At 57.7% G+C, this 24,814-nt stretch carries 22 protein-coding genes; 9 read left to right on the forward strand and 13 right to left on the reverse strand.

All coding sequences use genetic code 11. The annotated features are described in order from the left end of the window. Positions 1-34 precede the first annotated feature (34 nt). On the reverse strand, positions 35-1,219 hold the full coding sequence (mnmA, locus tag MWU39_RS14245; RefSeq protein ID WP_247160994.1) for a tRNA 2-thiouridine(34) synthase MnmA: 1,185 nt from the start codon (positions 1,217-1,219) through the stop codon (positions 35-37). Between the two features lie 137 nt (positions 1,220-1,356). Here mnmA and MWU39_RS14250 point away from each other — a divergent pair, with 137 nt between their 5' ends. From MWU39_RS14250 to MWU39_RS14275, 6 genes are all read left to right on the forward strand, one after another. Next, on the forward strand, positions 1,357-1,746 hold the full coding sequence (locus MWU39_RS14250) for a hypothetical protein (protein WP_247160995.1): 390 nt from the start codon (positions 1,357-1,359) through the stop codon (positions 1,744-1,746). Beyond that, positions 1,743-2,042 (forward strand): DUF1153 domain-containing protein, encoded by a 300-nt coding sequence (locus MWU39_RS14255; RefSeq protein ID WP_142787698.1) that lies wholly within the window; start codon positions 1,743-1,745, stop codon positions 2,040-2,042. The genes MWU39_RS14250 and MWU39_RS14255 overlap by 4 nt, the downstream gene beginning before the upstream one ends. 172 nt (positions 2,043-2,214) lie before the next feature. Further along, positions 2,215-2,478 (forward strand): GlsB/YeaQ/YmgE family stress response membrane protein, encoded by a 264-nt coding sequence (locus MWU39_RS14260; protein ID WP_247160996.1) that lies wholly within the window; start codon positions 2,215-2,217, stop codon positions 2,476-2,478. 272 nt (positions 2,479-2,750) lie between these two features. Then, positions 2,751-4,001 carry an efflux RND transporter periplasmic adaptor subunit gene (locus MWU39_RS14265; protein WP_247160998.1) on the forward strand — a complete coding sequence of 417 codons (1,251 nt, stop codon included), beginning with the start codon at positions 2,751-2,753 and terminating at the stop codon, positions 3,999-4,001. 45 nt (positions 4,002-4,046) lie between these two features. After that, positions 4,047-7,574 (forward strand): efflux RND transporter permease subunit, encoded by a 3,528-nt coding sequence (locus MWU39_RS14270; protein WP_247160999.1) that lies wholly within the window; start codon positions 4,047-4,049, stop codon positions 7,572-7,574. A gap of 127 nt (positions 7,575-7,701) precedes the next feature. Continuing rightward, positions 7,702-8,925, forward strand: coding sequence for a DUF445 domain-containing protein (locus tag MWU39_RS14275; protein WP_247161122.1), 1,224 nt, complete (start codon positions 7,702-7,704; stop codon positions 8,923-8,925). A 5-nt stretch (positions 8,926-8,930) separates the two neighbouring features. Here MWU39_RS14275 and MWU39_RS14280 read toward each other — a convergent pair whose 3' ends face one another. From MWU39_RS14280 to MWU39_RS14290, 3 genes are all read right to left on the reverse strand, one after another. Next, entirely contained in the window at positions 8,931-9,821 is an 891-nt protein-coding gene (locus MWU39_RS14280) for an energy transducer TonB (protein WP_247161000.1), read from the reverse strand. Positions 9,822-9,888: 67 nt separating this feature from the next. Beyond that, entirely contained in the window at positions 9,889-10,818 is a 930-nt protein-coding gene (locus MWU39_RS14285; RefSeq protein ID WP_247161002.1) for an electron transfer flavoprotein subunit alpha/FixB family protein, read from the reverse strand. Between the two features lie 23 nt (positions 10,819-10,841). Further along, positions 10,842-11,588 carry an electron transfer flavoprotein subunit beta/FixA family protein gene (locus tag MWU39_RS14290; RefSeq protein WP_247161003.1) on the reverse strand — a complete coding sequence of 249 codons (747 nt, stop codon included), beginning with the start codon at positions 11,586-11,588 and terminating at the stop codon, positions 10,842-10,844. 223 nt (positions 11,589-11,811) lie between these two features. On the opposite strand from MWU39_RS14290, the gene MWU39_RS14295 reads away from it, so the two are divergent. Next, positions 11,812-12,744: a DUF6265 family protein gene (locus MWU39_RS14295; RefSeq protein ID WP_247161004.1), complete on the forward strand. Its 933-nt coding sequence runs from the start codon at positions 11,812-11,814 to the stop codon at positions 12,742-12,744. Between the two features lie 64 nt (positions 12,745-12,808). On the opposite strand, the gene sucC is transcribed toward MWU39_RS14295, so the two are convergent. Beyond that, a complete protein-coding gene (gene sucC / locus MWU39_RS14300) occupies positions 12,809-14,023 on the reverse strand; it encodes an ADP-forming succinate--CoA ligase subunit beta (RefSeq protein WP_247161006.1) in 1,215 nt (404 codons plus the stop codon). Between the two features lie 144 nt (positions 14,024-14,167). Between sucC and MWU39_RS14305 the strand changes: the two genes are divergently transcribed. Further along, positions 14,168-14,944: a 3'(2'),5'-bisphosphate nucleotidase CysQ gene (locus MWU39_RS14305; protein WP_247161008.1), complete on the forward strand. Its 777-nt coding sequence runs from the start codon at positions 14,168-14,170 to the stop codon at positions 14,942-14,944. Between the two features lie 50 nt (positions 14,945-14,994). Here MWU39_RS14305 and MWU39_RS14310 read toward each other — a convergent pair whose 3' ends face one another. Further along, the gene (locus MWU39_RS14310; protein WP_247161009.1) at positions 14,995-15,690 is read right to left on the reverse strand and encodes an OmpA family protein; all 696 of its coding nucleotides are present in this window, start codon (positions 15,688-15,690) and stop codon (positions 14,995-14,997) included. Positions 15,691-15,888: 198 nt separating this feature from the next. Between MWU39_RS14310 and MWU39_RS14315 the strand changes: the two genes are divergently transcribed. Then, positions 15,889-17,196 (forward strand): hemolysin family protein, encoded by a 1,308-nt coding sequence (locus MWU39_RS14315; RefSeq protein WP_247161010.1) that lies wholly within the window; start codon positions 15,889-15,891, stop codon positions 17,194-17,196. A 37-nt stretch (positions 17,197-17,233) separates the two neighbouring features. On the opposite strand, the gene MWU39_RS14320 is transcribed toward MWU39_RS14315, so the two are convergent. The 7 genes from MWU39_RS14320 to MWU39_RS14350 are packed head-to-tail and all read right to left on the reverse strand — an operon-like array spanning position 17,234 to position 24,814. Next, positions 17,234-17,644: a DUF3035 domain-containing protein gene (locus tag MWU39_RS14320; protein ID WP_247161011.1), complete on the reverse strand. Its 411-nt coding sequence runs from the start codon at positions 17,642-17,644 to the stop codon at positions 17,234-17,236. A gap of 2 nt (positions 17,645-17,646) precedes the next feature. Beyond that, on the reverse strand, positions 17,647-18,180 hold the full coding sequence (gene lspA / locus MWU39_RS14325) for a signal peptidase II (protein ID WP_247161013.1): 534 nt from the start codon (positions 18,178-18,180) through the stop codon (positions 17,647-17,649). Then, complete coding sequence (gene ileS, locus MWU39_RS14330; RefSeq protein ID WP_247161019.1) at positions 18,177-21,071, reverse strand: isoleucine--tRNA ligase; 2,895 nt, start codon at positions 21,069-21,071, stop codon at positions 18,177-18,179. The genes lspA and ileS overlap by 4 nt, the downstream gene beginning before the upstream one ends. 53 nt (positions 21,072-21,124) lie before the next feature. Continuing rightward, a complete protein-coding gene (locus tag MWU39_RS14335; protein WP_247161020.1) occupies positions 21,125-22,174 on the reverse strand; it encodes a glycerophosphodiester phosphodiesterase family protein in 1,050 nt (349 codons plus the stop codon). Continuing rightward, positions 22,171-23,097 (reverse strand): bifunctional riboflavin kinase/FAD synthetase, encoded by a 927-nt coding sequence (locus MWU39_RS14340; RefSeq protein ID WP_247161022.1) that lies wholly within the window; start codon positions 23,095-23,097, stop codon positions 22,171-22,173. The genes MWU39_RS14335 and MWU39_RS14340 overlap by 4 nt, the downstream gene beginning before the upstream one ends. Continuing rightward, a complete protein-coding gene (locus MWU39_RS14345) occupies positions 23,097-24,305 on the reverse strand; it encodes a dipeptidase (RefSeq protein ID WP_247161024.1) in 1,209 nt (402 codons plus the stop codon). The genes MWU39_RS14340 and MWU39_RS14345 overlap by 1 nt, the downstream gene beginning before the upstream one ends. Next, a complete protein-coding gene (locus tag MWU39_RS14350; RefSeq protein ID WP_247161025.1) occupies positions 24,305-24,814 on the reverse strand; it encodes a dihydrofolate reductase in 510 nt (169 codons plus the stop codon). The genes MWU39_RS14345 and MWU39_RS14350 overlap by 1 nt, the downstream gene beginning before the upstream one ends.

The raw sequence follows: 24,814 nt of genomic DNA on the forward strand, positions 1-24,814 counted from the left end.
TGATGCGAAAACGCTCGCACTGGGCGCACGCGCTTTAGGCGGCAGCTTCGCTCTGTGCAACCGAGTGTGTGGAGTCGATCCAGCCGCCGCCGACAACACGCTCACCTGAGTAGATTACAGCGGCCTGACCGGGGGCGACTCCAAACTCCGGTGTCGCAAAGCGAATGCGCGTGGATGCATTGTCGCCGAGCGGCCCATCCAGCGTAATCGGCACAGGCTTTGCCAGGCTGCGCACCTTCGCTGTTAAAGGTCCGCTGGGCAGGTCGCCAATGCAATTGGTTTCGATAACTTCGGCGGATTCCACAGCAAGCAGGCGTTTCGGCCCGACGCGGACTTCGCGAGTCTTCGCATCTAGCGCGATCACATAGAGGGGCTCAGGCTGTCCGCCGATATCAAGCCCTTTGCGCTGGCCAACTGTGTAGTGGACAATGCCTTTGTGCTCACCAAGCACATCGCCTGATATTGCGTGGACGATGTTGCCAGGAATGCCGCCCTCCGGCCGCATCTTTTTGACGATCTTGGCGTAATTGCCATCGGGAACGAAGCAGATGTCCTGACTGTCAGGCTTTGCCGCATTGCGCAGTCCCGCTGCTTCGGCGAGCTCACGGACCTGTGTTTTTGGCAGACCGCCTAGAGGGAAACGGATGTAGTCGAGCTGTTCCTGCGTGGTCGCATAGAGGAAATACGACTGATCCCGGGTCGCATCGTTTGCGCGGTAAAGATGCGGTCCACCTTCATTTTCTACACGGCGGACATAGTGGCCGGTCGCAAGGCAATCCGCACCCAGCTCACGCGCCATGCGGAAGAGGTCTGTAAATTTCGGCCCCATGTTGCACCGAATACAGGGAACGGGCGTTCGGCCAGCAAGATATTCATCAGCAAACTGTTCCACAACGTCTTCGCGGAAAGCGCTTTCATGGTCGAACACATAATGGGCAATGCCAAGCCGGTCTGAAACGGCCCGCGCATCAGCGATATCGTCACCAGCGCAGCATGCGCCTTTGCGCCCCGTTGCCGCGCCATAGTCATAAAGCTGGAGAGTAATGCCGATCACTTCCGCCCCAGTGTCAGCCGCCAGCGCGGCAACAACAGACGAATCGACCCCTCCGCTCATGGCAACGACGATCCGGCATTCCGCCGCAGGGCGGGGCAGATCGAAGAGAGCGGCTGTATCAAGCCCGAAGGTCTTGCTGGCTTTAGAGGCGGTGGTCGAGGTCATGGAACTGGCGCGCATATAAGGGGCAACACGCCTTTGCGCCACCCTTTGCCGAGCGAACTTTGACCTCGTGAGTTTCCTAAGGCGAAGTAAATGCGGGTTTTACAAGTTTTTGACGTTCGTCCTTTAGAGACGAGGGCATGTTTGAAAAAGTCATCCCTGTTTCCCGCTCTAAGAACAGCAGTGATTCTGTTGATTCGCGCGGCGACGATTTGCTGATCGGCAATGTCGACGTGGCGCGTGGTCTTGGCGGCAATGGTGGTGCTTTGCGGGCTCTTGAGTGGAATGAACTGACCGCTCGTTTGTCCGCGGCGCGTGATCTTCGCCTGCTTATGAGGCGCGATTCGCGCTTCAATATCGAAGAGGCCGCTTTCAGCTTTGGCGATGCCGCCGCGAGCTATTTCCAAGCTCTAGAGCATGACGAACAGGTTATTAACCCTGATGCTTTAGAGCGCAGCAAAGCTTCGAGTTGCATAAGGTTTGAACAAGCAGACGACGCAGCACAAAGCGACGCGAGAGACTATAGATGATTGAAAACCAAGACATCCGCCCCGCACAAGTGATCGGCCCGCTCGGCGAGCCGCTTACGATCAAGGACCTGCCTTCGCCTAAGACGAAGCGCTGGGTCGTGCGCCGCAAGGCCGAAGTGGTCGCTGCGGTGAATGGCGGCTTGCTGACCATTGATGAAGTGCTGGAGCGCTATGGCCTTACTCTTGAAGAGTTTGCTTCGTGGCAGCGCGCGGTTGATCGTTCGGGCATGCAAGGCCTCCGGGTGACCCGTATTCAGCACTATCGCGATCTCTATGAGCGCCAGCTGAAGTACTGATTCTTGCGGAAATTCTGAAGCGGGGCTGGTCCTAACGGACCGGCCCCGTTTTCTGTTTGGGCGGATTGAATCTGGACAAACCTCCGTATTGTCCCGCAAAGAGTGGGAACAGACTTGCGCTTTCTGCATTATACAGGCGTAAATCATTGAAAATATAACAGGAGGCTGGAATATGGGTTGGATTATCGCATTAATCGTTGGGGGCGTTGCAGGCTGGCTGGCTAGTCTGGTGATGAACCGTGATGCCTCGATGGGCATTTTCTGGAACATTGTCGTTGGTTGTGTCGGCTCGATCGTTGGTAACCTTATCGCCAATCAGTTCGGCATTGCCGGAAGTGTTCAGGAATTTTCGATCACCGGCCTGATCGTTGCTGTTGTTGGCGCGATTGTGCTGCTCGGTGTGGTCAACTTGATCCAGCGTGGACGCGTTCGCTGAATTAGATGATTAGCGCGTTTTTTCGCGCAATCTCACAATAGAATGGGCGGCGGGGTATGTTCCCCGCCGCCCTTTTTATGTCTTCGGGGGTGCCAAAAGGCGCTCGCCCTTCGTCTAGGCTCAAAGTCGTCAGTCGAACCCCGCATTGCGCCATTTTGAGGGCAGGCCTAAGACCTATTGCGCTTGGTGAGTTATATCGGTAATACACTTGAGCTCCATCGGATCCGCATGTGGGCCGGCGCAATATTCAGCCCTGCAAGAGGCCAACCGAAATGAACTACGAAACGACAATCACAGCCGAAGCAGCGGAGAGCATTCCGGCAGACGCCGCTTCCGCGCGCCATGACCGAATGTCAGGTGGCAAGCGTGCTATGCTGATTGGAGCCCTAGTTGTATTTGGCTTGTTGCTTGCGATTGCAGCATATTTTGCATTTGCTGGCGGCACCCCTGTCGCTGCGGGTGACGACAATGAACAGGCGCCGGTTGTAACTGTGATTGCACCGGGCCAGACCACTATTGATGGTATCGTTGAAGTGCCGGGCACGATCGCGGCTCGCCGCGAAATGCCGGTTGGTATTGTGGGCGAAGGTGGCCGGGTGCTTTCTGTTCCGGTTGATGCAGGTGACTGGGTCGGCCGTGGTCAGGTGCTCGCGGTTATCGATCGCTCGGTCCAGAACCAGCAAGCTGCTGCACAGGCTGCGCAGATTGAAGTGGCGAAAGCCGATGCTCAGCTGGCGCAGTCGAACCTTGATCGCGCTTTGCAGCTCGTCGAGCGCGGATTCGTCTCCAAAGCCGATGTTGACCGGCTTACGGCGACGCGTGACGCTGCAAATGCCCGTGTGAAGGTGGCTCAGGCGCAGCTTTCAGAACTCCGAGCGCGCAATGCCCGTTTGAGTGTGGTCGCCCCCGCATCTGGTTATGTGCTTGAACGCAATGTCGAGCCAGGTCAGACGGTAAGCGGCGGAACCCCGGCATTGTTCCTCATCGCACGCGGCGGGGAGATGGAAATGCTCGCGCAAGTGGGTGAAACCCAGCTCGCCAGCCTTTCGCAAGGTGTATTGGCCGAAGTTGTGCCGACGGGCACAGATAAGAGTTTCAAAGGGCAGGTCTGGCAGCTTTCGCCCGTTATTGACCCGCAAAGCCGCCAAGGTACGGCGCGGATCGCATTGTCTTATGCCCCTGAATTGCGCCCTGGCGGTTTTGCCACGGCGCGCATTCAAAGCGGAACGATGACTGCAACCGTGCTGCCAGAAAGCGCCGTCTTGGCGGATGATGAGGGAAGCTTTGTCTATGTCGTCGGTGAAGACAACACCGCAACGCGCCGTTCGGTGACGACCGGAATGGTCACGCCTGATGGCCTAGCCATTACCGAAGGGCTTTCCGGCACAGAACAAGTCGTTCTGCGAGCGGGCGGGTTCTTGAATCCGGGCGAGACGGTCAAACCACGCCGCGAAGGCGGGCAGATAGCAAGCGCAGCACCAACCCACGCATCCGAAGACAAAGCCGAACGTAACTCTGATTAACCGCCGCCCCTCAACGCGGCTGCTCAACAACCAGGCAGGCCAGACATGAACTTCAGAAATCTATCCGCCTGGTCGATCCGCAACCCGGTGATCCCGCTCGTGATGTTCACGGCTCTGCTGTTCGCCGGCATCGTCAGCTTCATGCGGATGGATGTTACGAACAACCCGGACGTCGAGTTTCCCGCGGTCATTGTGAACATTTCACAGCCGGGCGCAGCGCCGACCGAAATCGAAAACCAGATCACTCAGCGCGTCGAAAGCGCCCTGCGGTCGATCAATGGTGTGAATTCTCTTCAATCGACAGCGCGCGAGGGCAATTCGCAGACCTTTGTCGAGTTTGAAATCGGCACCGAGATTATCGAAGCGGTCAATGAAGTTGAAACGGCCATTTCAGGTATTCGCGGAAGTTTGCCGGACGGCATTTTGGAGCCGCGGGTCTCAAAGGTAGACGTTGCTGGCGATCCTATCGGCTACATCGCGGTAGAAGCCGATGATATGACAATCGAGCAGCTGAGCTGGTTCGTGGACGATACGGTTTCGAAGCGTCTGCTGAAAATCGAAGGCATGGCAGAGGTTGGTCGTTTTGGCGGTGTCAATCGCGAGATCGAAGTCATCTTGGACCCGGCCAAAATGCAGGCGCTGGGCGTTACTGCGTCACAGATCAACTCGGTTCTCCGCTCGTCAAACGTCAATGCGGCGGGCGGCCTCGCAGAAGTTGGCGGCACGCGTCAATCGCTGCGTGTCCTCGGCAATAATGACACTGCATTTGAACTGTCGCAGCGACAAATTCAGCTCGGCGGTGGCCGCACGGTTCGTCTGGCCGATGTTGCGAATGTCCGCGACGGATTTGCCGAGCGAAATTCGGTTAGCGAAGTCGGCGACCGCGAAGTCGTGAACTTCTTTATGAATCGCGCTCGCGGTGCATCCGACCTCACCGTTTACGAAGCCGCGCTTGAAGAGATGGACAAGATCGAAGCTGAAACCGAAGGCGTTCGCTTCATCAAGATGTTCACCAGCACCACCTACACTGATGGCCAATATAAGAGTTCGATTTGGGCCCTTATCGAAGGCGCGGTTCTGGCGGTTGTGGTTGTGTTCCTGTTCCTGCGCGATTGGCGCGCAACTTTTATCAGCGCCGTTGCTATTCCGCTTTCAGCGATCCCGACATTCTTCTTTATGGACCTGCTCGGGTTCAATCTGAACTTCCTGTCGCTTCTGGCCTTGGGCTTGGTGGCCGGGGTGTTGGTCGATGATGCGATCGTGGAGATCGAGAATATCGTCCGGCATATGAGGATGGGCAAAACCGCCTATCAAGCCAGTATTGATGCCGCCGACGAGATCGGTCTGCCTGTGGTCGCGACCAGTTTCTGTATCGTTGCGGTGTTCCTGCCGGTTGGTTTGATGCCGGGTATTTCCGGGCAATTCTTCCAAAACTTTGGCCTCACGGTTGTGGTCGCGGTGCTTATGTCGCTGGCAGTGGCACGTATGATCACGCCGCTGATGGCGGCATATTTCCTCTCGGCCAAGGGTCACGCGACCCACGGCGAAGGCCCGATGATGGACCGCTACATTTCGGTGCTCGGCTGGACACTCAACCGCGGCAAGATGCGTGATCGCCGTGCAGGGCTGGAAGGCCCGCGTTTCCGCGCGGGATACGTCTTTTCACTATTGATTACGGTTCTGGTGCTGCTTGGTCTGACTGCGTATTCAATGTTCGCAATCTCAGGTGCTCTGGCGGAATTCGATATTCCAAAGAACGTAGCAGAGGCCGTGTCCGGTGATCCAAACAGTACCCTCTTTTTCCTCGTATCGAAGACGTTCGACATCGTCCTCCTGCTATTCGTTTGCTTGATGGCCTTTGTGGTCGGTTGGATCGCTTTCAAAGCGATTGAGCTGCTTTCCCGACTGGGCGGCAGGTTCGGATCGAGCGTCAAATACATGGCTGCCCGTTTCTACGATCACCGTATCTGGATGCTTGGGGTTGGTTGGTTCTCGTTTCTCATCACGATTTTGCTGTTCGGTCAGATACCACCTCAGTTCCAACCGACTATTGATGATGAGAACTCGACCATCGAGATCGAGATGGTTCCAGGCACAACGCTCGCCGGGACGAAGGTGGTCTCCGACAGGGTTTACGCCCTGCTTGAAGAGCAGCCCGAAGTGGAGCAGATGCTGCAGCGCATTCGCATAGGCAACTCGACAATCTTCATCAGGCTTTCCGAGGATCGCGAACGCACATCAATCGAATTTGAACGTGAAATTGCACCGCAATTGGCCAATATTGCCGATGCTCGGGTTCGTTTCCGTTCGCAATCGGGTGGTTTCGGCTCCGGGCGCGACCTGACAGTTATGCTCGCTGGTTCAGACCCTAAGGTGCTGGACGAAACAGCTGCTGAACTGGTCGAGCAGATGAAGGGGCTCGACAGTCTTGTCGCCCCTCGCATCAGCGCCGATCTCAACCGGCCTGAGATCATCATCACCCCGCGTGAGGAAATCGCGGCCGAACTGGGCATTTCGACTATCGCTCTGTCGCAAACAATCCGGATTGCGACGCTCGGCGAGATTGAACAGAACGCCGCGCGCTTCTCGCTTTCGGACCGGCAAATCCCAATCAGGGTGAAGCTGTCTGAAGAAGCGCGGACGAGCATGACCACGATCGAGAACCTGCCGGTGCAGACTGCCTCCGGAGGGACTGTACCGCTCAGCCAGGTTGCGGATATCACGTTTGGCTCCGGCCCGACCGCGATCCAGCGCTACAACCAGAATCGCCGTGTGCTGGTGGGTGCTGACTTGGCTTCCAATGTTTTGAAAGGCGAGGCGCAGCAACAAGTGGACGCGCTGCCGATCCTGCAGGAACTGCCGACTGGTGTGATCCGCGATGTTGTTGGTGAAGATGAGTGGCAGCAAGAGCTGATCCAGAACCTGATCATCGCCATCATTGCTGGTGTGATGCTCGTGTTTGCCTGCCTCGTCCTGCTCTACAAGCGTTTGATGAGCCCGCTGGTCAACATGACGTCGCTGGCGCTCGCGCCGCTCGGAGGCATCCTGCTGGTGTGGCTGGTTGGCATGGCGCAAAGTATGCCCGTCTATATCGGCATCTTGTTGCTGCTCGGCATCGTTTCCAAGAACTCGATCCTGCTGATCGATTTCGCGATTGAGGAAATGGAACGCGGGACTGCCAAACTCGAAGCGATTATGGAGGCGGGGCACAAGCGTGCACAGCCGATTGTGATGACCACCGTTGCGATGACGGCGGGTATGATTCCAACTGCGATCTCGCTGACCGGCGATGGCGCATGGCGTCAACCGATGGGTATCGTGGTTATTGGCGGTCTGATCCTGTCGACGCTGCTGACTCTGGTGATTGTACCAGCGGGCTTCAGTCTGGCGGATGGGTTTGAGCGGCGCGTAGGGCCTTGGCTGCGTGAGCGCATGCTGACCTATAAGCCGGGTGACGACACCAAGCCGCATGGACCCGCAACAGACGGGCCAGATGTGCCTTTCCCGGGCAAGCCTAGCGGTGCGGCGGTGCCTGCGACCCGCATTCCTCCGGGGGCTGAGCCTGCTGAGTAGTCGGTCTTTTGAAGGGTCGGGCATGACTATCCGCCGCTTTTCAGGCAGATAGCCGCGCATGTCCGAAGCTCGATCTGTTCCCCTTGCATTTGGCGGTGCCCCGCTGACGGCTGATCGCGCCAAGCGTATGCGCTGGACGGCGACCGGAATGCTGGTTGCGATGGCTGTGCTGTTTTTCTCGACCCACGCTTTGGCGGAGGGTGGGCATCCGGCATGGGGTTATGTCAATGCGTTTGCCGAGGCGGCCATGGTTGGCGGGCTGGCCGACTGGTTCGCCGTGACGGCTTTGTTCCGGCATCCGCTCGGCCTTCCGATCCCGCACACTGCCATCATTCCCGAGAACAAGGACCGTATCGCCGATACGATGGCGCAGTTCCTTCGCGAGAACTTCCTCACACCCGCGGTTGTCGCACGGCGAATGTCCGGCATGAATGTGGCGCGGGCTGTCGGAGATTTCTTGATCGCCAGTCCTAAAGAGGGCGGCGATGACACCCGGTCGCGGATCACCGGCGGTGCGGCGGAGATGCTGGCCGAAGTGCTCGAATCGCTTGATCCGGACAGGCTCGGAAATCAGATGCGTGCAGGCCTCGCGGGCCAGTTGCAAAAGCTGGATGTGTCCCCGCTCGCAGGGCGTATGCTCGAAAGCGCTATGGCCGATCGTCAGCATCGCCCGCTGATCGACGGGATCGTTCGCTGGACCGGCCTGACGCTCGAAGACAATGAGGAGATGGTCAAAGACATCATCCACAAACGCGCCAATTCGGTGCTGCGCTGGACTGGCCTTGATGAGCGGATTTCAGCCAGCGTGTTGGACGGTCTCTATAAACTTCTGGCCGAAGTGCTGGTCGATCCCGATCATCCGCTGCGCTTCAAAATTGAAGAGGGCCTCGAGAAACTGGCTCAGGACCTTCAGCACGATCCGGAAACCCGCGAGCGGGTCGAGGAAATGAAGCGTGATCTGATCGAGAATCCGGCTGTCGCAGAATGGTGGATGGGTGTGTGGGAGCGTATCCGCCAATCGCTGATCCGCCGCGCGCGTGAGGCCGATAGCGGTCTGGGTATCGAAATGCGCAACGGTCTGGCCGATCTCGGCAAAGCGCTGGCCAGCGACGAACGTCTTCAGCTTCAGATCAATCGCTTTGCGCGCCGTACAGCTGTGGGCGTTGCGACCCGCTATGGCAGCGAAATCGTGACCCTCGTTTCAGAAACAGTGAAACGCTGGGACGCTACAACGATTACAGGCCGGATCGAAAATGCAGTGGGCCGCGACCTTCAATTCATCCGCATCAACGGCACGCTGGTCGGCGGGCTGGTCGGTATGACGCTGCACTTTATTGTGAGTTTTGTGTAGGGGGGTTAATCCCTGATCCGATATGTGATCGATGTGGCATAATAGGAGGCAATTGGTTTTCCCTTTGCATCGATTGCCGGGTCAAATTCGGCCATTTCCATGTTTTGACAAAACGGGGAATTGAGCTTGTCGGTAACGGTTGCCTCGTTCAGAATGCAGTCGGTTACGGTGCCACTCTCGTCAATCATTACGCGCATCCTGAGGATTGCTTCCTCACCGCGGACCAGGGCAGCATTCGGATATTTGCGAACCGCGGAGCGCACCACTTCTTTTTCATTTTTCCAGACTGGCGCCCTGCTCAGCTTTGACTGTTCCTCAGGGTTCAAGCCCCAATCACGAACAAGATCGGCGGTACATTTGTTGAGAACGGCAAACGCGTCACCCAAAGGGCCCGTGTTCAATTGAACTTCCTTGCCGCGCTGCCGAACCCAAACGAATTCGACCTTGTTGGCGAAATTGGTATCCAATTGATTATTTGGAGCGCCCGGAGCGTAACCTTGGTCTGCCTCCGCACCCATCGACAAGCTTATTGATGAATAGACGATCGCAGGTCCAACGCTTTCTGTGTCCCCTTTGAATGGTTCAGTCGGCATTGCCTCTTGACCGTCGAAGAACTTCATTCGTGTGTTGGTTTTGCTGCGGAAACGCTTGAAGCGCGGACCGGCGAGCGACAACCCGGTTCTAGCGCTTGGCCAGTACTGCTCAAAGAAAATGGCGTGGCGGTCTTCGCCTTCGCCAAAAGTGCGGACAAGCCTGCATTTATTGGGGGCAAAGTCGACCAGCCATTTGGAGCTGGCATCCAGCCCGCGTGGTTCTTTCGCGGCCAAAGGCGCAGAAATCGTCAGGACGAACGCCAGCGCGAATGCAGTTCCAGAAATTGCTACAGCCAGCCCCATAAACAAAAACCTCCGCCGGGCATGGTAGCGCGGCGGAGGCTTTGATCAACCTTCAGGTTTTCTGCAATTACAGTGCGTTGGTAAGCTCCGGAACCGCATTGAAGAGGTCAGCAACGAGGCCAATATCCGCCACCTGGAAGATCGGGGCGTCTTCGTCCTTGTTGATGGCGATGATGACTTTAGAGTCCTTCATGCCGGCAAGGTGTTGGATTGCGCCCGAGATACCGATTGCGATATAGACTTCGGGAGCAACGATTTTGCCGGTCTGGCCGACCTGATAATCGTTCGGCACATAGCCGGCATCAACCGCAGCGCGCGATGCGCCGATTGCCGCGCCAAGTTTGTCGGCGAGCGGGTTGATGACGCTTTCGAAGGTTTCGCTGTCTTTCAGCGCTCGGCCACCTGAAACGATGACTTTGGCAGACGTCAGTTCCGGACGCTCACTCTTCGCGACTTCGCGCGAGACGAAGCTGGAAATGCCTGCGTCACCCGGACCCGATGCGTCTTCTACAGAAGCCGAACCGCCTTCGGTTGCCGCCTTTTCAAACGCGGTGCCGCGCACGGTGATCACCAGCTTGGCATCGGAGGATTGTACGGTGGCAATCGCGTTACCGGCGTAGATCGGACGGGTGAAAGTCTTGTCGCCTTCGACCGAAAGAATGTCCGAGATTTGCATCACATCAAGCAGCGCAGCGACGCGCGGCGCGATGTTCTTGCCCGATGTCGTGGCAGGCGCGAGGAATGCGTCATAGTTCGCCATGATACCAGCGGCGAGCGGTGCGACGTTTTCGGCAAGACCTTCGCCATATGCCGCATCGTCCGCTTTCAGCACTTTGGAAACGCCTGCGATCTTCGCAGCCGCTTCGGCAACGCTGCCGCAATTGTGGCCAGCGACCAGCGCTGTGACATCGCCCATTTTGCCCGCGGCGGTAACCACTGCGAGAGTTGCGTCATTGACGCTCGAATTGTCGTGTTCGACGAGAACCAGAGTGTTCATTGTCTTTTGTCCTTCCTATCCGCTTACGCGATGCCGAGCGCTTTGATCTTTTCGACCAGAGCGGCGACGTCTTCGACCTTTTCACCGGCCTGACGGACAGGCGGTTCGGAAACGTTGGTGGTGGTGAGACGCGGTGCGATATCGACGCCGAAATCGGCCGGGGTCTTGCTGTCGAGCGGCTTCTTCTTCGCTTTCATGATGTTCGGCAGCGAAGCGTAACGTGGCTCGTTCAGGCGAAGATCGGTCGTGACAATGGCAGGCATCGCCAGTTTTACGGTTTCAAGACCGCCATCAATCTCGCGCTTTACGACAACTGCATCGCCATCAACTTCAACAGTGTTGGCGAAGGTGCCCTGCGGACGGTCCATCATCGCCGCGAGCATCTGACCGGTCTGGTTGCTGTCGTCAGAGATCGACTGTTTGCCCAGCAGGACGAGGCCTGGCTGTTCTTCTTCAGCGATTGCTTTGAGGATCTTGGCAACGGCCAGCGGTTCGACCTCTTCGTCGGTCTCGACGAGGATCGCGCGGTCTGCACCCATTGCAAGTGCGGTGCGCAGTGTTTCCTGAGCCTTTGCCGGACCAACCGACACAGCGATGATTTCTTCGGCTTTGCCCGCTTCTTTGATGCGGATCGCTTCTTCGACAGCGATCTCATCAAACGGGTTCATGCTCATTTTGACGTTCGCAAGATCAACGCCGGAGCCGTCTGCTTTGACGCGTGGCTTTACGTTGTAATCAATCACCCGTTTTACGGGGACGAGGATTTTCATGGATGTTTCCTTTCCCTTTGGCGTGCTCTGCAAAGTGCGCAGGGCACAGCGAATCTCGTATGTTTGGCGGACTAGCTTGCGTTTACGTAAACGTCAAGTTGACCGTGCACTCAATTTATTTCTATTCGTCTGTCGTATCGCGCTCTCGCGCTACGTCTATCTTGCGTCAACCCTCCCATATCATGCACCGTGCGTTTGAGCTGCATTTTGTGGGACAAATTGGATGGGAGTGCATGCAATGCTTGGAGCCGGACGTATTGTTGGAGCCGCTTTGGCGTTGAGTGCTTTTGCTTCGGCGGCTGTGGCTCAGGATGGTGATTATGAAACGCGGCTGGGCGAAGAAGGTTTCAAATCTCCGCCTGCCACGCTTGACCAGATGGATTGGCTGGTGGGCCAATGGACCGGGACAGGCATTCAAGGCGCCCCGGCGATGGAAAGCTGGCTCCCTGAAAGCGGCGGAACGATGGTCGGAACCTTTGTGCAAGAAAAGCCGGACGGTGCGATCATGTTCACCGAGCATATGTATCTGATGGAGGAGGGCGGCACTCTCGCTCTCAAGTTGAAGCACTTCAACGCCGATCTGACAGGCTGGGAGGAGAAGGATGGCATGCTCACCTTCCGCCTCGTCGCGATTGAGCCGTGCGCAGCCTATTTCAATGCGCTAACATTGCGCTGCGCCGATCCGGACAACCCCGGCAGCGGCATTGTCGCGGCGGTGCGGATGAAGTCGGACAAGCCAGTGCCGCAGGAGCTTATTTTCCGCTTTGACCAGATGTCAGCCCAGCCAGCCGGTCGGCAACCCGGCACCTGCGATGATGCCTACACGACCTTCGCCATGAATGGGTGTTATGCCGACCTGTTGAGGCAAGCGGATGCTCTGCGAAGCAAATATCTGGCAGCAGCATTAGAGCATCATTCTGATCGGGCCGAACTGGCGGCGAAAATCACCGCTGCCGATCTTGCCTTTACATCTTACCGAGATGCCGAGTGCGGCGCCGTTTACGAGGATTGGAAGGACGGCACCATTCGCGGGCTTATGTCGCTTACATGCCGGATCGGTATGACCGACAAACGCACCCGCACAATCTGGCAAAACTGGCTGACCTATGCGGATAGCACTCCGCCAGTATTACCGGAGCCAGCGCCAACGCGTTAAAATCAAAAAGGCCGCGCCGGATTTCACCAGCGCGGCCTTCTTGTAATTGTAAAAGCGAAGCGATTTACGCCGCTTGCTTGACCTCTGCGACGATTTTCTTCGCTGCGTCGCCCAGATCGTCGGCTGCAACGATAGGAAGGCCGGAATTGGCGAGGATGTCTTTACCAGCCTGCACGTTGGTCCCTTCGAGACGGACGACGAGCGGAACCGACAGGTTCACTTCCTTCGCCGCCTGAACGATACCATCGGCGATGATGTCGCATTTCATGATGCCGCCAAAGATGTTGACGAGGATACCTTCGACCGCAGGGTCTTTCAGGATGATCTTGAAGGCCGCTGTCACCTTCTCTGTGGTTGCGCCGCCGCCTACATCGAGGAAGTTGGCCGGGAAGGCACCGTTTAGCTTGATGATGTCCATCGTTGCCATGGCGAGGCCTGCACCATTGACCATGCAGCCGATATTGCCGTCGAGCTTGATGTAAGCGAGGTCATATTCGGATGCTTCGACTTCGGCCGGATCTTCCTCGGTCTCGTCACGCATCTCTTCGATTGCCTTGTGGCGATAGAGCGCGTTGCCATCGAAGCTCATCTTGGTGTCGAGCACGAGCAGCGAAGCGTTGCCGCCCGCATCGGGCTTGGTTTCGACCAGCGGGTTGATTTCGAGCATTTCGCAATCGCTCGACATGAACGCGTTGTAGAGCTGCTTGGCGAGCTTCTGGCACTGCTTGTTGAGATCGCCCGAAAGATTCAAAGCGAATGCAACCGCGCGGCCATGATGCGGCATAAAGCCCTGTGCCGGATCGATTGTGATCGTGGTGATTTTCTCAGGCGTCTCGTGCGCGACGTCTTCGATATCCATGCCGCCTTCGGTTGATGCGACCATCGCAACCCGGCCCGTGGCACGGTCCACTAGCATGGCGAGGTAATATTCGCTTTCGATATCGACACCGTCGGTAACGTAGAGGCGGTTGACCTGCTTGCCTTCTGCACCGGTCTGGATCGTTACCAGCGTGTTGCCGAGCATTTCCTTGGCGTGGCTTTCGACTTCATCCAGAGAGAATGCCAGACGCACGCCGCCTTTCGCATCTTCTGGCAGCTCTTTAAACTTGCCTTTACCGCGGCCACCAGCGTGAATTTGTGCTTTGACGACATAAAGCGGTCCGGGCAGTTTCTTCGCGCCTTCGACGGCCTCTTCGACAGTCAAAGCAGCGTGGCCCGCCGGAATTGCGATCCCGTATTCTTTCAGCAGTTCCTTGGCCTGATATTCATGGACGTTCATGTCGTCGTGATCCCTTGTGTGTATTCGCGTAGAATCTGCGCATGGGCAGAGAGAAGTGTTGATGCATGCCCTAGGCAGGTTCGCGCGACTTGAAAAGTGGGGAGAGCACCTGCAACACAAACTCTATCAGGATAGACAGGGCCGATGATAGATAAAGACCGCCTTTTGGGGATTGTACGCGAAGCCGGGCGGATTGCGCATGCGCGTTGGCCGGGCGATGGCCACGCCTTGGAAAGCTGGGACAAGACGCCTGGCAATCCGGTGAGCGAATCGGATTTGGAAGTGGATCGGTTCCTCCGCCGCGAACTTGCTGCGCTGCTTCCTTCGGCTGGTTGGCTGTCCGAAGAGACTATTGACGATAAGGCGCGGACTGACAGCGATCTGTTGTGGCTGGTCGATCCGATTGATGGAACGCGCGACTTTGTTCGGGGAAGACCCGGTTGGTCGGTTTCGGTCGCGCTTGTGAGTTCTGGCAAGCCGTTGATCGGAATACTCATTGCCCCCGCGAGAGGCGAGGAATGGTGCGCCGTTGCAGGGCAGGGCGCGACTTTGAACGATAGACCCCTCATCGCCAGTGCGCGGCAGGAGTTTTCCGGTGCAAGAGTACCAATAGATCAATTGCCGAGCGCCGATTCGGATCTCGTTATGGTCGAAAAACCCAATTCGATTGCGCTGCGTATCGCGATGGTGGCCGATGACCGGGCTGATTTGGTCGCGACTTTGCGTTGGGGTTTTGAATGGGATGTTGCAGCCGCCGCTCTCATTGCGCGTGAGGCCGGGGCGGAGGTTTCCGATGCGTTCGGCAATCCGCTTGCCTACAACAAGCATGACCCGCGGGATTTTGGCGTATTGGTCTGCTCGCCGGGCATCCATGCTGCGGCTGTCGAGCGGCTGGCAGACCGGGCCAGTCAGCTCAAATAAAAAGGGCCAGTCCCTCCGGACCGGCCCTTCCAATTTGGTGTCAGCGATGATTACTGCGAACGCGCAGCTTCAACATCTTCCTGACTGATCGGGATAATCTTGATCTCGACGCGGCGGTTAAGCGGCTCGTCGACACCGTCTCCGGTTTTTACGCGCAGTTGATCATAGTCTTCGCCGAAACCGCGCGTGGCCATCCGGCTGCGCGCTACGCCGCGCGCAGCGATATAATCCGCGACCGCTTGTGCACGTTGCTCAGACAGGCGCTGGTTCAGCGCGTTCGATCCGGTCGTGTCGGTAAAGCCATATACGTCGATCAGGCTGTTTGGATATTTGATCAGACTTTCTGCAACGGAATCCAGCGTCTGGTAGAAGCCGGGATTGATGTCGGCAGAGCCGCGCGCAAAGGTCACACCATCGGGAAGGCGCACGAGGATGGCGTCGCCATCGCCGACTTCTTCAACGTCCACGCCGCTGCCTTCGGTCTGCTCGTCCAGTTCTTTGATCTGATCGTCAAATTGCTTGCCGACAACCGCGCCTGCGCTGCCGCCAATGCCGGCACCGATGATACGGGCTGCATCGCCGCCGATTGCGCCGCCAAGCAGATAACCAAGCGTTCCGCCCAGCGCGCCGCCGATTGCCGTACGCGAGATTTTCTGTTCGCCCGTATTGGGATCCGTCACACAAGCGCTGGTGCCGAGCAGCGCAAGCGCCGCTGTGCCCGAAAGCAGGATACGTGTTGTTTTCATTGTTCTTCTCCTCCTGAGAAATGCTCAAAGCGTTACACCCTAACAAGCGATAGGGCGCGCTCTTGTTCCGCTTGGTCTGCGACTTGCCTTTGCTGCAAGCTGAACCGCAAGTAAGGTCTTGTAAAGCACGATTGGAATGTAACCGCTTAAGCGAAGGATTGGCTGGCAAGCGCCGCCAATTGTGCTAGCGCTTTTGGCGTGACACCTTTTCCGTGGCCAGAATTGCTAATCATTGCCGGGCTGATCGTGCTCAACGGCGTCTTTGCGATGTCCGAACTCGCGATCGTGTCTGCCAAGACCGCTACTCTAAAGACCAAGCGTGACGAGGGCTCTTCGGGCGCCCGCATTGCCCTTTCACTGGCAGCTGATCCGGGCAAATTCCTCTCGACCGTGCAGATAGGGATCACCCTGATAGCAATTATCACGGGCGCATATTCCGGTGCCAGCCTGGAAGGGCCGGTTGGAGAACGCCTTGCATTGTTGGGCGTGCCTGAGGACATGGCGGACCAGACCGCGTTCGTCACCGTCATCGCGCTCACCACCTATTTCAGCGTTGTCGTGGGTGAGTTGGTTCCGAAGCAGGTCGCTTTGCGCTCTGCAGTTCCAATCTCGCTGATTATGGCGCGGCCAATGGCCATACTTGCGACGATTGCGGCGCCGCTTGTCTGGTTGTTGGACACCAGCTCTGCGGGAATAATCCGTCTGTTCGGGATACGCAGCGGCAAGCAGAATTCGGTCACAGCCGAAGAGCTTCAGATGATTTTTGCTGACGCGACGCGCTCAGGGGTGATCGAGGCCGAACAGCATCAGATTTTAACCGGTGTGGTGCGCCTTGCGGAACGTCCGGTGCGCGAGATGATGACCCCCCGGACAGAGATCGACTGGATCGAAGCGGATGCTGACGCAGCGCAGATTCGGGCAACCATTGAAGAAAGCCCGCATTCTCTTCTGCCTGTGGCGGAAGGTTCTCCTGACGCCATTCTCGGCATCGTCAAAGTTCGCGAAGTGCTGGCCGGATTGGTTGAAGGCAAACCTGTTTCGATCCGCGATATGATGCGCAAGGGCGAAGTGGTGCCCGATCAGTTGGATGCGATGGACGCGCTACGCGTGCTGCAATCCTCAGACATAGCGATGGCTGTGGTGCATGACGAATACGGGCATTTTGAAGGGATCGTGACACCGGTCGATTTGCTGACTGCAATCGCTGGCAATTTCGCGAGCGATTCCGATCAGGGCGAGGCGCCCGAAATTGTCGAGCGCAAGGACGGATCGCTGCTCGTCTCGGGCTCGCTGTCCGCAGATGCCCTGTCTGATCGGCTGGGCCTATCCTATCCGGAAAACCGTGAATTCGGCACGGCGGCGGGTTACGCTCTGTCCGTCCTGAAACGTCTGCCCAATGTCGGTGAGACGTTCACCGATCAAGGGTGGGACTTCGAAGTCGTCGATATGGACAATCGCCGGATCGGCCAGCTTAAAGTGACGCGGCAAAGCGCAGCGGAAAGCTGAGTTCGCGCCGATTCTCAATGCAATTTGAAGTCCGGAATTAGCCCGGGATTACGGTCTGTGCGGCCTGTCCGTCACCTTCCGGTGCGGCGATAATGTCGCGGGTCACGCTGCCTTTGGCGACGGTGTTAGTACCCGGATCGCCAACCTGGCTGCGGATACCCGGAGCCGCCGCGCCAGCACGGTCCAGCGCGCTTTTCTCAATTTCGCTGCGTGCTGCAGGGCCGCCGAACAGCGCGTCGAGAGCTTGTTCTTGCGCGGTGCCTTCTGTTGGACGCGGCGCGCCGGGAGCAGGTGGCTGCAGGCTGAAATCAGGTGGAACCACGAGCGGAGCCTGACGCTGAACGGCGAATTCATCGGGGCGATCACGGTTGAAAATGCCGCTGCCGCCGCATGCGGCCAACATGGCGCTGCCGGTGGTGAGCAGGATGACGGTTTTCAGCTTACGCATATTCAATTCTCCGATGGGACACCTGATGCGTCCGTTTCGTTGTCGTCCTTTTCGCGCAGGAACAGGCTGCGCGCAAGGATGATCACAACGCCGATGGTGATAGCTGCATCGGCGACGTTGAAAATAAGGAAGGGACGAAAGTCCCCGATGTGGAAGTCGGCGAAGTCGATGACATAGCCAAAGTGGTAGCGATCATAGATGTTGCCGATGGCACCGCCCAGAATCATGGCGAGGCCGAGGATGTCGCCCATCAGCTTTTCTCGCAGCATCCAGACAAACACGACCAGCGCGATCACGGCGGTCATCAAAACGAGGAGCCAGCGCATCTCCATATTGGTCGCCTGCAACATGCCGAGCGAAATGCCGCGATTCTCGGTATAGGTCAGGTCAAAGAATGGCAGCAGGTCCATCTTGTCGCCGATCTGATTGATGCCGAGAGTGACCGTGACATAGGCTTTGATCGCCTGATCCACGATCGCAATGAACGCTGCGAAGGCTAGGCCGATCACGCGGTTGCGAGTGAAAATACCGCTCATTCCGCCGCATCCATCGCGGACACCACGCTATCGCACCGACCACACAGCGCGCCGTCTTCGGGCACGTCGGGCAGCAGGCGCCAGCAGCGGCCGCATTTGCTGTCGGTTGATTTGGTTACGATCACATCGTCCCCTTGGCCGCGCGTGACTGCACCCGTGATGAACAATTCGGCGAGCTGTTTGTCGCTGACGCCATCGGGCACCGCATTGGCGGGCACGGTAACGACCGCTTCATTGCTGGATCGGATCGTCTTTTCGCGGCGCAATGGCTCGATCGCCTCGGTCACACGTTCACGCAGGGCGCGCAATTTGGACCATTTCTCGCGGTCGGCGGGCACCGCCGGCACGCTCGGCCATTCGAGCAGGTGGACGCTGCCTGCCTGTTCGCCGTCTTCGGGATAGCGGGTTTGCCACACTTCCTCTGCGGTGAAGACCAGCACTGGCGCGGCATAGCGGACGAGCGCGTGGAACAGCAGGTCGAGCACGGTGCGGTATGCGTTGCGCGTGGTGCTGTCCGGCCCATCGCAATACAGCGTGTCTTTGCGGATATCGAAGAAGAACGCGCTAAGGTCTTCATTGCAGAAATCGACCAGCAGGCGGGTGTAGGTGTTGAAATCGTACTCATCCGCAGCCTTACGCAGCTTGCCATCAAGCTCGCTCAGCAGCGAGAGGACATAGAGCTCCAGCTCGGGGATTTCGCCCGCGTCCGACATATCGCCGATAAAGCCGTCGAGCGCGCCGAGCAGGTAGCGGAACGTGTTGCGCAGGCGGCGATATTGGTCGCCCACGCCTTTCAGGATTTCATCGCCGATCCGGTGATCTTCTGTGAAATCAACGCTCAGCGCCCATAGCCGGACGATATCCGCGCCATATTGCTCCATAACCTTGAGCGGACTGACCGTGTTGCCGAGCGATTTCGACATTTTCTTACCAGCTTTGTCCATGGTGAAGCCATGGGTGAGCACTTGGTCATAAGGCGCACGGCCACGTGTCGCGCAGCTTTGCAGCAGCGAGGACTGGAACCAGCCGCGATGCTGGTCGCTGCCTTCGAGATAGAGGTTTGCGGGCCATTGCAGATCGGGCCAGCGACCGCTTTCCAGCACGAATGCGTGGGTGCAGCCGCTGTCAAACCAGACATCGAGGATGTCGGTGACCATCTCGTAATCTTGCGCGTTGTGCGCATCGCCCAGAAATTCGGCCTTGCGCGCTTCGTCCCATGCATCGACGCCTTCTTCGGTGACTGCAGCGACTACGCGCGCGTTGACTTCGGGGTCTTGCAGGTAGGTGCCGTCAGGTTTGACGAACAAAGTGATCGGCACACCCCAAGCGCGCTGACGCGAAAGCACCCAGTCAGGGCGCCCTTCGACCATGGAGCCAATGCGGTTCTGGCCCTTTTCAGGGATAAACTCGACCCGCTCGATCTCGGACATGGCGCGGCTGCGCAGAGTGCCGCCGTCAGCCAAATCCTTGTCCATCGGCACAAACCATTGCGGCGTGCAGCGATAGATCACCTTGGCTTTTGAGCGCCATGAATGCGGGTAGGAATGCGCGTAATCGGCGGAGGCCGAAAGCAGCGCACCCGCTTCGCGCAGGTCTGAGCAGATCGGCCCGTCCGGCGCGTTGAACGGTTTGTTGATGACAGCCCTGCGGCGTTCTTTGCCGTCGGCGTCCTTGTCATCCGCGCCGAGCCATTCCCAATCATCACGGTAACGGCCATCGTCCATAACCGCGAAGACGGGATTGATGCCGTTGGCTTTGCAAAGCTCGAAATCATCCTCGCCATGATCGGGCGACATATGGACAAGGCCGGTGCCGCTCTCAGTTGTGACAAAATCGCCTTCGAGGAAGGGGCGGGGCTTATTGTAGAATTCGCTATCCGGGAAGCGGTCTGCCATCGGGTGCTTGGCGATGGTTCCGGCTAAGTCAGAGCCTTTGCCCTTCCAGACGATTTTTGCTTCGCTTGTGCCCTGAAGCTCACTAGGCATCCGCCCAAAGAATGTGCCGTTTAACTCTTTGGCGACGAGGTAGTGTCCGTGAACTGACCAGTTGGCGGAGTCGTATTCATCTGGTTGGATGAACCTGTCGGCTACATCAACACGGATAAGGTGATACTCAACATCCGCCCCATAGGCCAAAGCCTGGTTCACTGGGATCGTCCAAGGCGTCGTCGTCCAGATCACCGCATGCGCGCCGACCAGTTCTGGGACGGCGCTCTCGACGATCTCAAAGGCCACATCGATCTGCGGGCTATCGGTCAGGTCCTCATATTCAACCTCGGCCTCGGCCAGCGCGGTCTTTTCAACCGGTGACCACATGATCGGCTTTGATCCGCGATAAAGGTTGCCCGCCTCGGCAAACTTCATCAGCTCGGCAACAATTGTCGCCTCGGCCTGAAAATCCATGGTGAGATAGGGATTGTCCCAATCGCCCATGATGCCCAGCCGTTTCAGCTGCTCGCGCTGCGTATCGACCCATTGCTGCGCATAGGCGCGGCATTCGGCGCGGAATTCCTTTGCAGGAACCTCGTCCTTGTTGAGCTTTTTCTTGCGGTATTTCTCCTCGACCTTCCATTCAATCGGAAGGCCGTGGCAATCCCAGCCCGGCACATAGGGCGCGTCTTTGCCCATCAGGTTCTGCGTGCGGCAGACCGTGTCTTTCAGGATGTGATTGAGCGCGTGGCCGATATGCATATCGCCATTCGCATAGGGAGGGCCATCGTGCAGGATGAACTTCTCGCGTCCGCTGCGCGCCTCACGCAATTTCGCGTAGAGATCAATTTCGCGCCAGCGCGCCTCAATGCCCGGTTCCTTTTGCGGAAGGCCGGCTTTCATCGGGAACGCAGTCTTCGGCAGGAAGACCGTATCTTTAAGGTCGCGTGATTGATCAGACATAGCGGATGGCCGTTAGGGCATCTGGCGCGCTCGCGAAACCCTTATTGCATTGCTTACTTTCGGTTGCGCCTGCGCTCCAATGCTGACTGTGCTGCGTCGATTTCTTCCTGAGTTCGATCATCGAAGCTCGGGAACAGCGCCGGCATCGCGGTAAAGCCATCTTCGACCCAGACATATCCGTTGAAACTGGCAGGGATTTCGGTGAGCTGTTCGGGCAGGGTCAGGCCACGCGGAAGGTTCTCTTCGACCGGGCCGATGACGATCACTTTGCCACCATATTCTTCCATCCGCGCAATCAATCGGTTTGGCCAACCCCAGAAGGCCCATTGGTAGTTGAGCGGAACAAGCATGGTCTTGCCTCGGCAACTATCCGGCAAGATTCCAGACCAGCCGAATTTCACATAATCTTCCGAACAGGCGCGCGCCTCTTGCTGGTTCCATGCCCATGCATCGGGGAAGAGTTCGCGGATGCGATTTATCGGGCCGGTATGGCCGTAAAAAGCATCGCCACTTTTTACGGGATCGCGGCCCAATTCTTTGAATTTACCCGCCAGAAGGTCAGCTTCTGATGGGTCTTTCGATTTGAAATTGATCATCAGTCGATCATTGATCCGCTGCGCCTTCACCACCTCTTCGAATGTCGGCATGGCGCCGACAAATTTTCCGCGAAACGGATATGTCCCACCGCGATCGGCGGTGTAGCCATAGCCGATGTCGAGCGCTTTCAATTCTTCCAGCGTCGCATCGCGCACATTGCCGGTTCCATCGGTGCGGCAATCCAGTGTCCAATCATGCCAGACAACGAGTTCATCATCCTTAGTCGGAGCGATATCCACCTCGACCAGCCACGCGCCAAGCTTCTGCGCCCGTTTGATGCTGGGAACGGTGTTTTCAAGGTAGCCATGATAGGGCGCGTAGATCCGGTCCGCGGTACAGGTATCGCGCCCGACGCCAGTCTTGTCATAGATTTGATACAGACCGCGATGCGCGATCAGCTTCGGCGCGCCTTTGGGGTCTGGGGCAAGCCAGCTGGCATTGGTGACGGACAGGATCAGGACGGCGAGCGCAAACGCCATACCGCCCCACAAAGCATATTTTTTCATGAAAGCAGCCGTTTAGCCTCTAAGCAATCGCGCTCCATCTGCTCCATCAGGGCATCAAGGCTGTCGAATTTTGCCTCGCCGCGCAGGAAGTGGTGGAACGCGACTTCGATTTCCTGACCATACAAATCGCCGGAGAAATCGAAGAAATAGGGTTCGAGCAGTTCTTTGGGCGGTTCGAATTGCGGGCGGATGCCGATATTGGCCGCGCCTTTCAATTCCTCACCCGTGCTCAGGATTTTGCCGGTGACCGCATAGACCCCGTATTTGGGCCGCAGATAGGTGTCGATCGCGATATTGGCTGTCGGATAGCCGAGCTTGCGGCCATTCTTGTCGCCATGCTCAACAATGCCGCGGATTGCGAAGGGGCGGGTGAGCAGTTCAGTGGCAAGCTGCGGGTCGCCTTCACGCAAAGCCTCGCGCACGCGGCTGGAAGAGACGATGTCGCCTTGACCCTCAACCGCCTCCACAACGCGGCTGTCGAGGCCCAGCTCTCCACCAAAGGTGCGGAGCAGATCAACATTGCCTTTCGCGCCTTGGCCAAAGGTGAAATCGCCGCCTGTAACGACGCCGAACGCGCCAAAGCGTTTGATCAGGATTTCTGTAATGAAATCCTCTGCGCTGGTGGTTGCGAGTTCTTTGTCGAAATGGAACACCAGCATCGCGGTTGCGCCTGCGGCGAGATACAGTTCCTGACGTTGTTCCAATGTAGTCAGACGGAAAGGCGGCACGTCGGGCTTGAAATGGCGCACAGGATGCGGATCGAATGTGGCGATAATCGACGGGCGACCTTCGTCTTGCGCCCATTTGATCGCTTCGCCCGCCACCGCTTGATGGCCGCTGTGAAATCCATCAAAATTGCCAAGTGCAATCACCGCGCCGCGCAGCGCCTGGGTGATGTCGTCGCGGTGATCCAGCCAGCGCATCAGGCGGCTTCCTGTTCTGGCTGAGCCGGAGGCGGCAGATCTGCAAATGGCTTCAACCCTTCGCCAATCACTCGGATCGCATTGCCGCCCACAACCGCGCGAATTTCCTCTTCGCTGAAACCGGCATCGATCAGGGCTTGCGTGACATGGATCAGCCCGCTTGTGTCGAAGCGCACCAGTACGGTGCCGTCAAAGTCGCTGCCCAAGGCGACATGCTCAATCCCGACCAGATCGCGCACATGCTTCATCGCTTTCGCAATGGCGGCTGGCGAGGTGTCGCACACCGCGCCCTCCCAATATCCGATGCCGATAATACCGCCAGTTTCGGCGACGCCGCGAATGTGATCGTCGCTGAGATTGCGGTTCACATCGCAGGTTGCCTGCACGCCGCCATGGCTGGAGACGACAGGTCGCCGCGCCATGGTCAGAATGTCTGTGACGCACGCGTTGCTGCAATGGGCGATGTCGACGATCATGCCCATATCTTCCATCCGGCGGACGGCCTCGCGGCCCATATCGGTAAGGCCGCCTTTGTCCTCGCCATGCATCGATCCGGCGAGCTTGTTGTCGAAGAAATGCGTAAGGCCAGCCATACGCAGCCCTGCGTTGTAAAGGACGTCGAGATTGTCCAAGTCGCCTTCGAGATTGTGGAGCCCTTCGGCGCTGAACAACGCGCCGACTGTTTCCTCTTGAAGCGAGCGAGCCAGCATCAACTGCCCTACATCATCGGCCGTGCGGATCGCTTTTAAGCTCTCTCGTGACCCTGCCACCGCCTCGTCCAGTTTTTGCGCATGATAAAGCGAGCGTTCCAGCAAAGACGTCCATGTGCGCGGAGGTTGCAACTGGCCGAACACCAGCATCGTGATATTGTCGCCATCGGCGCTGTTATTGTCGTAATTCTGGTTCTTCGGGGTTTTGGTGACGCTGGAGAACACTTGCAGCGCAACATTGCCGTCTTGCAGGCGCGGCAGGTCCATATGCCCGTAATCGTGCCGGTCCAGCATATCGCGCTTCCACAGCAGCGTATCGGAATGCAGGTCGACGATTGTTAGAGTGCTGTGCAGTGCGAGCGCGGCATCGCTGACCGGAGGCAATTCCTTGCCATCCACCCGGTTCATATCGCGGTCGACAATGCCGGGCACAAAGATGAAGAATCCGGCTGCCGCCAAGACCAAGAGAAGCCCGAAACCGATCAATATCTTACGCATCACAGATCGTCCCCGCTGCGGCGATAGGTGACGAAGGAATAGGCCGGTCGGTCGCCCTCGGCGGCATGATCCTCGCGCGCTGCCACTTCCCATTCCGCACCAAGCGGCTTCATAAAGGTGTCGCCTTTGAAATCGGCGTGAATTTCGGTGACTTCGATGCGGTGGGCGAGCGGGCGAAACACATCATAGATCGCCGCTCCGCCGACGACGGCAATTTCGCCTGTGTCATTGCCTTGGCTCGCCAAAGCCAACGCGTCTGCGGCCGATCCGACCACTTCCGCGCCTTCGCTGTCCCAGCGTTCTTTGTGGGTCAGCACGATATGGCGGCGACCGGGCAGAAGACCGGGCAAACTCTCGAATGTCTTGCGGCCCATCACCATCGGTTTGCGCATGGTAAGCGCCTTGAACCGCTTTAAGTCAGCGGGAAGGTGCCACGGCAGACTGCCTTCATAGCCAATCGCGCCATTGGCGGCGCGCGCATAGATCAAGACGATTTCAGGTTCTGACAT

Source organism: Erythrobacter sp. F6033, from assembly GCF_023016005.1.
GTDB lineage: Bacteria > Pseudomonadota > Alphaproteobacteria > Sphingomonadales > Sphingomonadaceae > Erythrobacter.

What these genes read in the sequence shown, in the direction of transcription:
- mnmA (WP_247160994.1), bottom strand. Translation starts at nt 1,219, where the DNA reads ATGACCTCGACCACCGCCTCTAAAGCCAGCAAGACCTTCGGGCTTGAT.
- MWU39_RS14250 (WP_247160995.1), top strand. Translation starts at nt 1,357, where the DNA reads ATGTTTGAAAAAGTCATCCCTGTTTCCCGCTCTAAGAACAGCAGTGAT.
- MWU39_RS14255 (WP_142787698.1), top strand. Translation starts at nt 1,743, where the DNA reads ATGATTGAAAACCAAGACATCCGCCCCGCACAAGTGATCGGCCCGCTC.
- MWU39_RS14260 (WP_247160996.1), top strand. Translation starts at nt 2,215, where the DNA reads ATGGGTTGGATTATCGCATTAATCGTTGGGGGCGTTGCAGGCTGGCTG.
- MWU39_RS14265 (WP_247160998.1), top strand. Translation starts at nt 2,751, where the DNA reads ATGAACTACGAAACGACAATCACAGCCGAAGCAGCGGAGAGCATTCCG.
- MWU39_RS14270 (WP_247160999.1), top strand. Translation starts at nt 4,047, where the DNA reads ATGAACTTCAGAAATCTATCCGCCTGGTCGATCCGCAACCCGGTGATC.
- MWU39_RS14275 (WP_247161122.1), top strand. Translation starts at nt 7,702, where the DNA reads ATGCGCTGGACGGCGACCGGAATGCTGGTTGCGATGGCTGTGCTGTTT.
- MWU39_RS14280 (WP_247161000.1), bottom strand. Translation starts at nt 9,821, where the DNA reads ATGGGGCTGGCTGTAGCAATTTCTGGAACTGCATTCGCGCTGGCGTTC.
- MWU39_RS14285 (WP_247161002.1), bottom strand. Translation starts at nt 10,818, where the DNA reads ATGAACACTCTGGTTCTCGTCGAACACGACAATTCGAGCGTCAATGAC.
- MWU39_RS14290 (WP_247161003.1), bottom strand. Translation starts at nt 11,588, where the DNA reads ATGAAAATCCTCGTCCCCGTAAAACGGGTGATTGATTACAACGTAAAG.
- MWU39_RS14295 (WP_247161004.1), top strand. Translation starts at nt 11,812, where the DNA reads ATGGGAGTGCATGCAATGCTTGGAGCCGGACGTATTGTTGGAGCCGCT.
- sucC (WP_247161006.1), bottom strand. Translation starts at nt 14,023, where the DNA reads ATGAACGTCCATGAATATCAGGCCAAGGAACTGCTGAAAGAATACGGG.
- MWU39_RS14305 (WP_247161008.1), top strand. Translation starts at nt 14,168, where the DNA reads ATGATAGATAAAGACCGCCTTTTGGGGATTGTACGCGAAGCCGGGCGG.
- MWU39_RS14310 (WP_247161009.1), bottom strand. Translation starts at nt 15,690, where the DNA reads ATGAAAACAACACGTATCCTGCTTTCGGGCACAGCGGCGCTTGCGCTG.
- MWU39_RS14320 (WP_247161011.1), bottom strand. Translation starts at nt 17,644, where the DNA reads ATGCGTAAGCTGAAAACCGTCATCCTGCTCACCACCGGCAGCGCCATG.
- lspA (WP_247161013.1), bottom strand. Translation starts at nt 18,180, where the DNA reads ATGAGCGGTATTTTCACTCGCAACCGCGTGATCGGCCTAGCCTTCGCA.
- ileS (WP_247161019.1), bottom strand. Translation starts at nt 21,071, where the DNA reads ATGTCTGATCAATCACGCGACCTTAAAGATACGGTCTTCCTGCCGAAG.
- MWU39_RS14335 (WP_247161020.1), bottom strand. Translation starts at nt 22,174, where the DNA reads ATGAAAAAATATGCTTTGTGGGGCGGTATGGCGTTTGCGCTCGCCGTC.
- MWU39_RS14340 (WP_247161022.1), bottom strand. Translation starts at nt 23,097, where the DNA reads ATGCGCTGGCTGGATCACCGCGACGACATCACCCAGGCGCTGCGCGGC.
- MWU39_RS14345 (WP_247161024.1), bottom strand. Translation starts at nt 24,305, where the DNA reads ATGCGTAAGATATTGATCGGTTTCGGGCTTCTCTTGGTCTTGGCGGCA.
- MWU39_RS14350 (WP_247161025.1), bottom strand. Translation starts at nt 24,814, where the DNA reads ATGTCAGAACCTGAAATCGTCTTGATCTATGCGCGCGCCGCCAATGGC.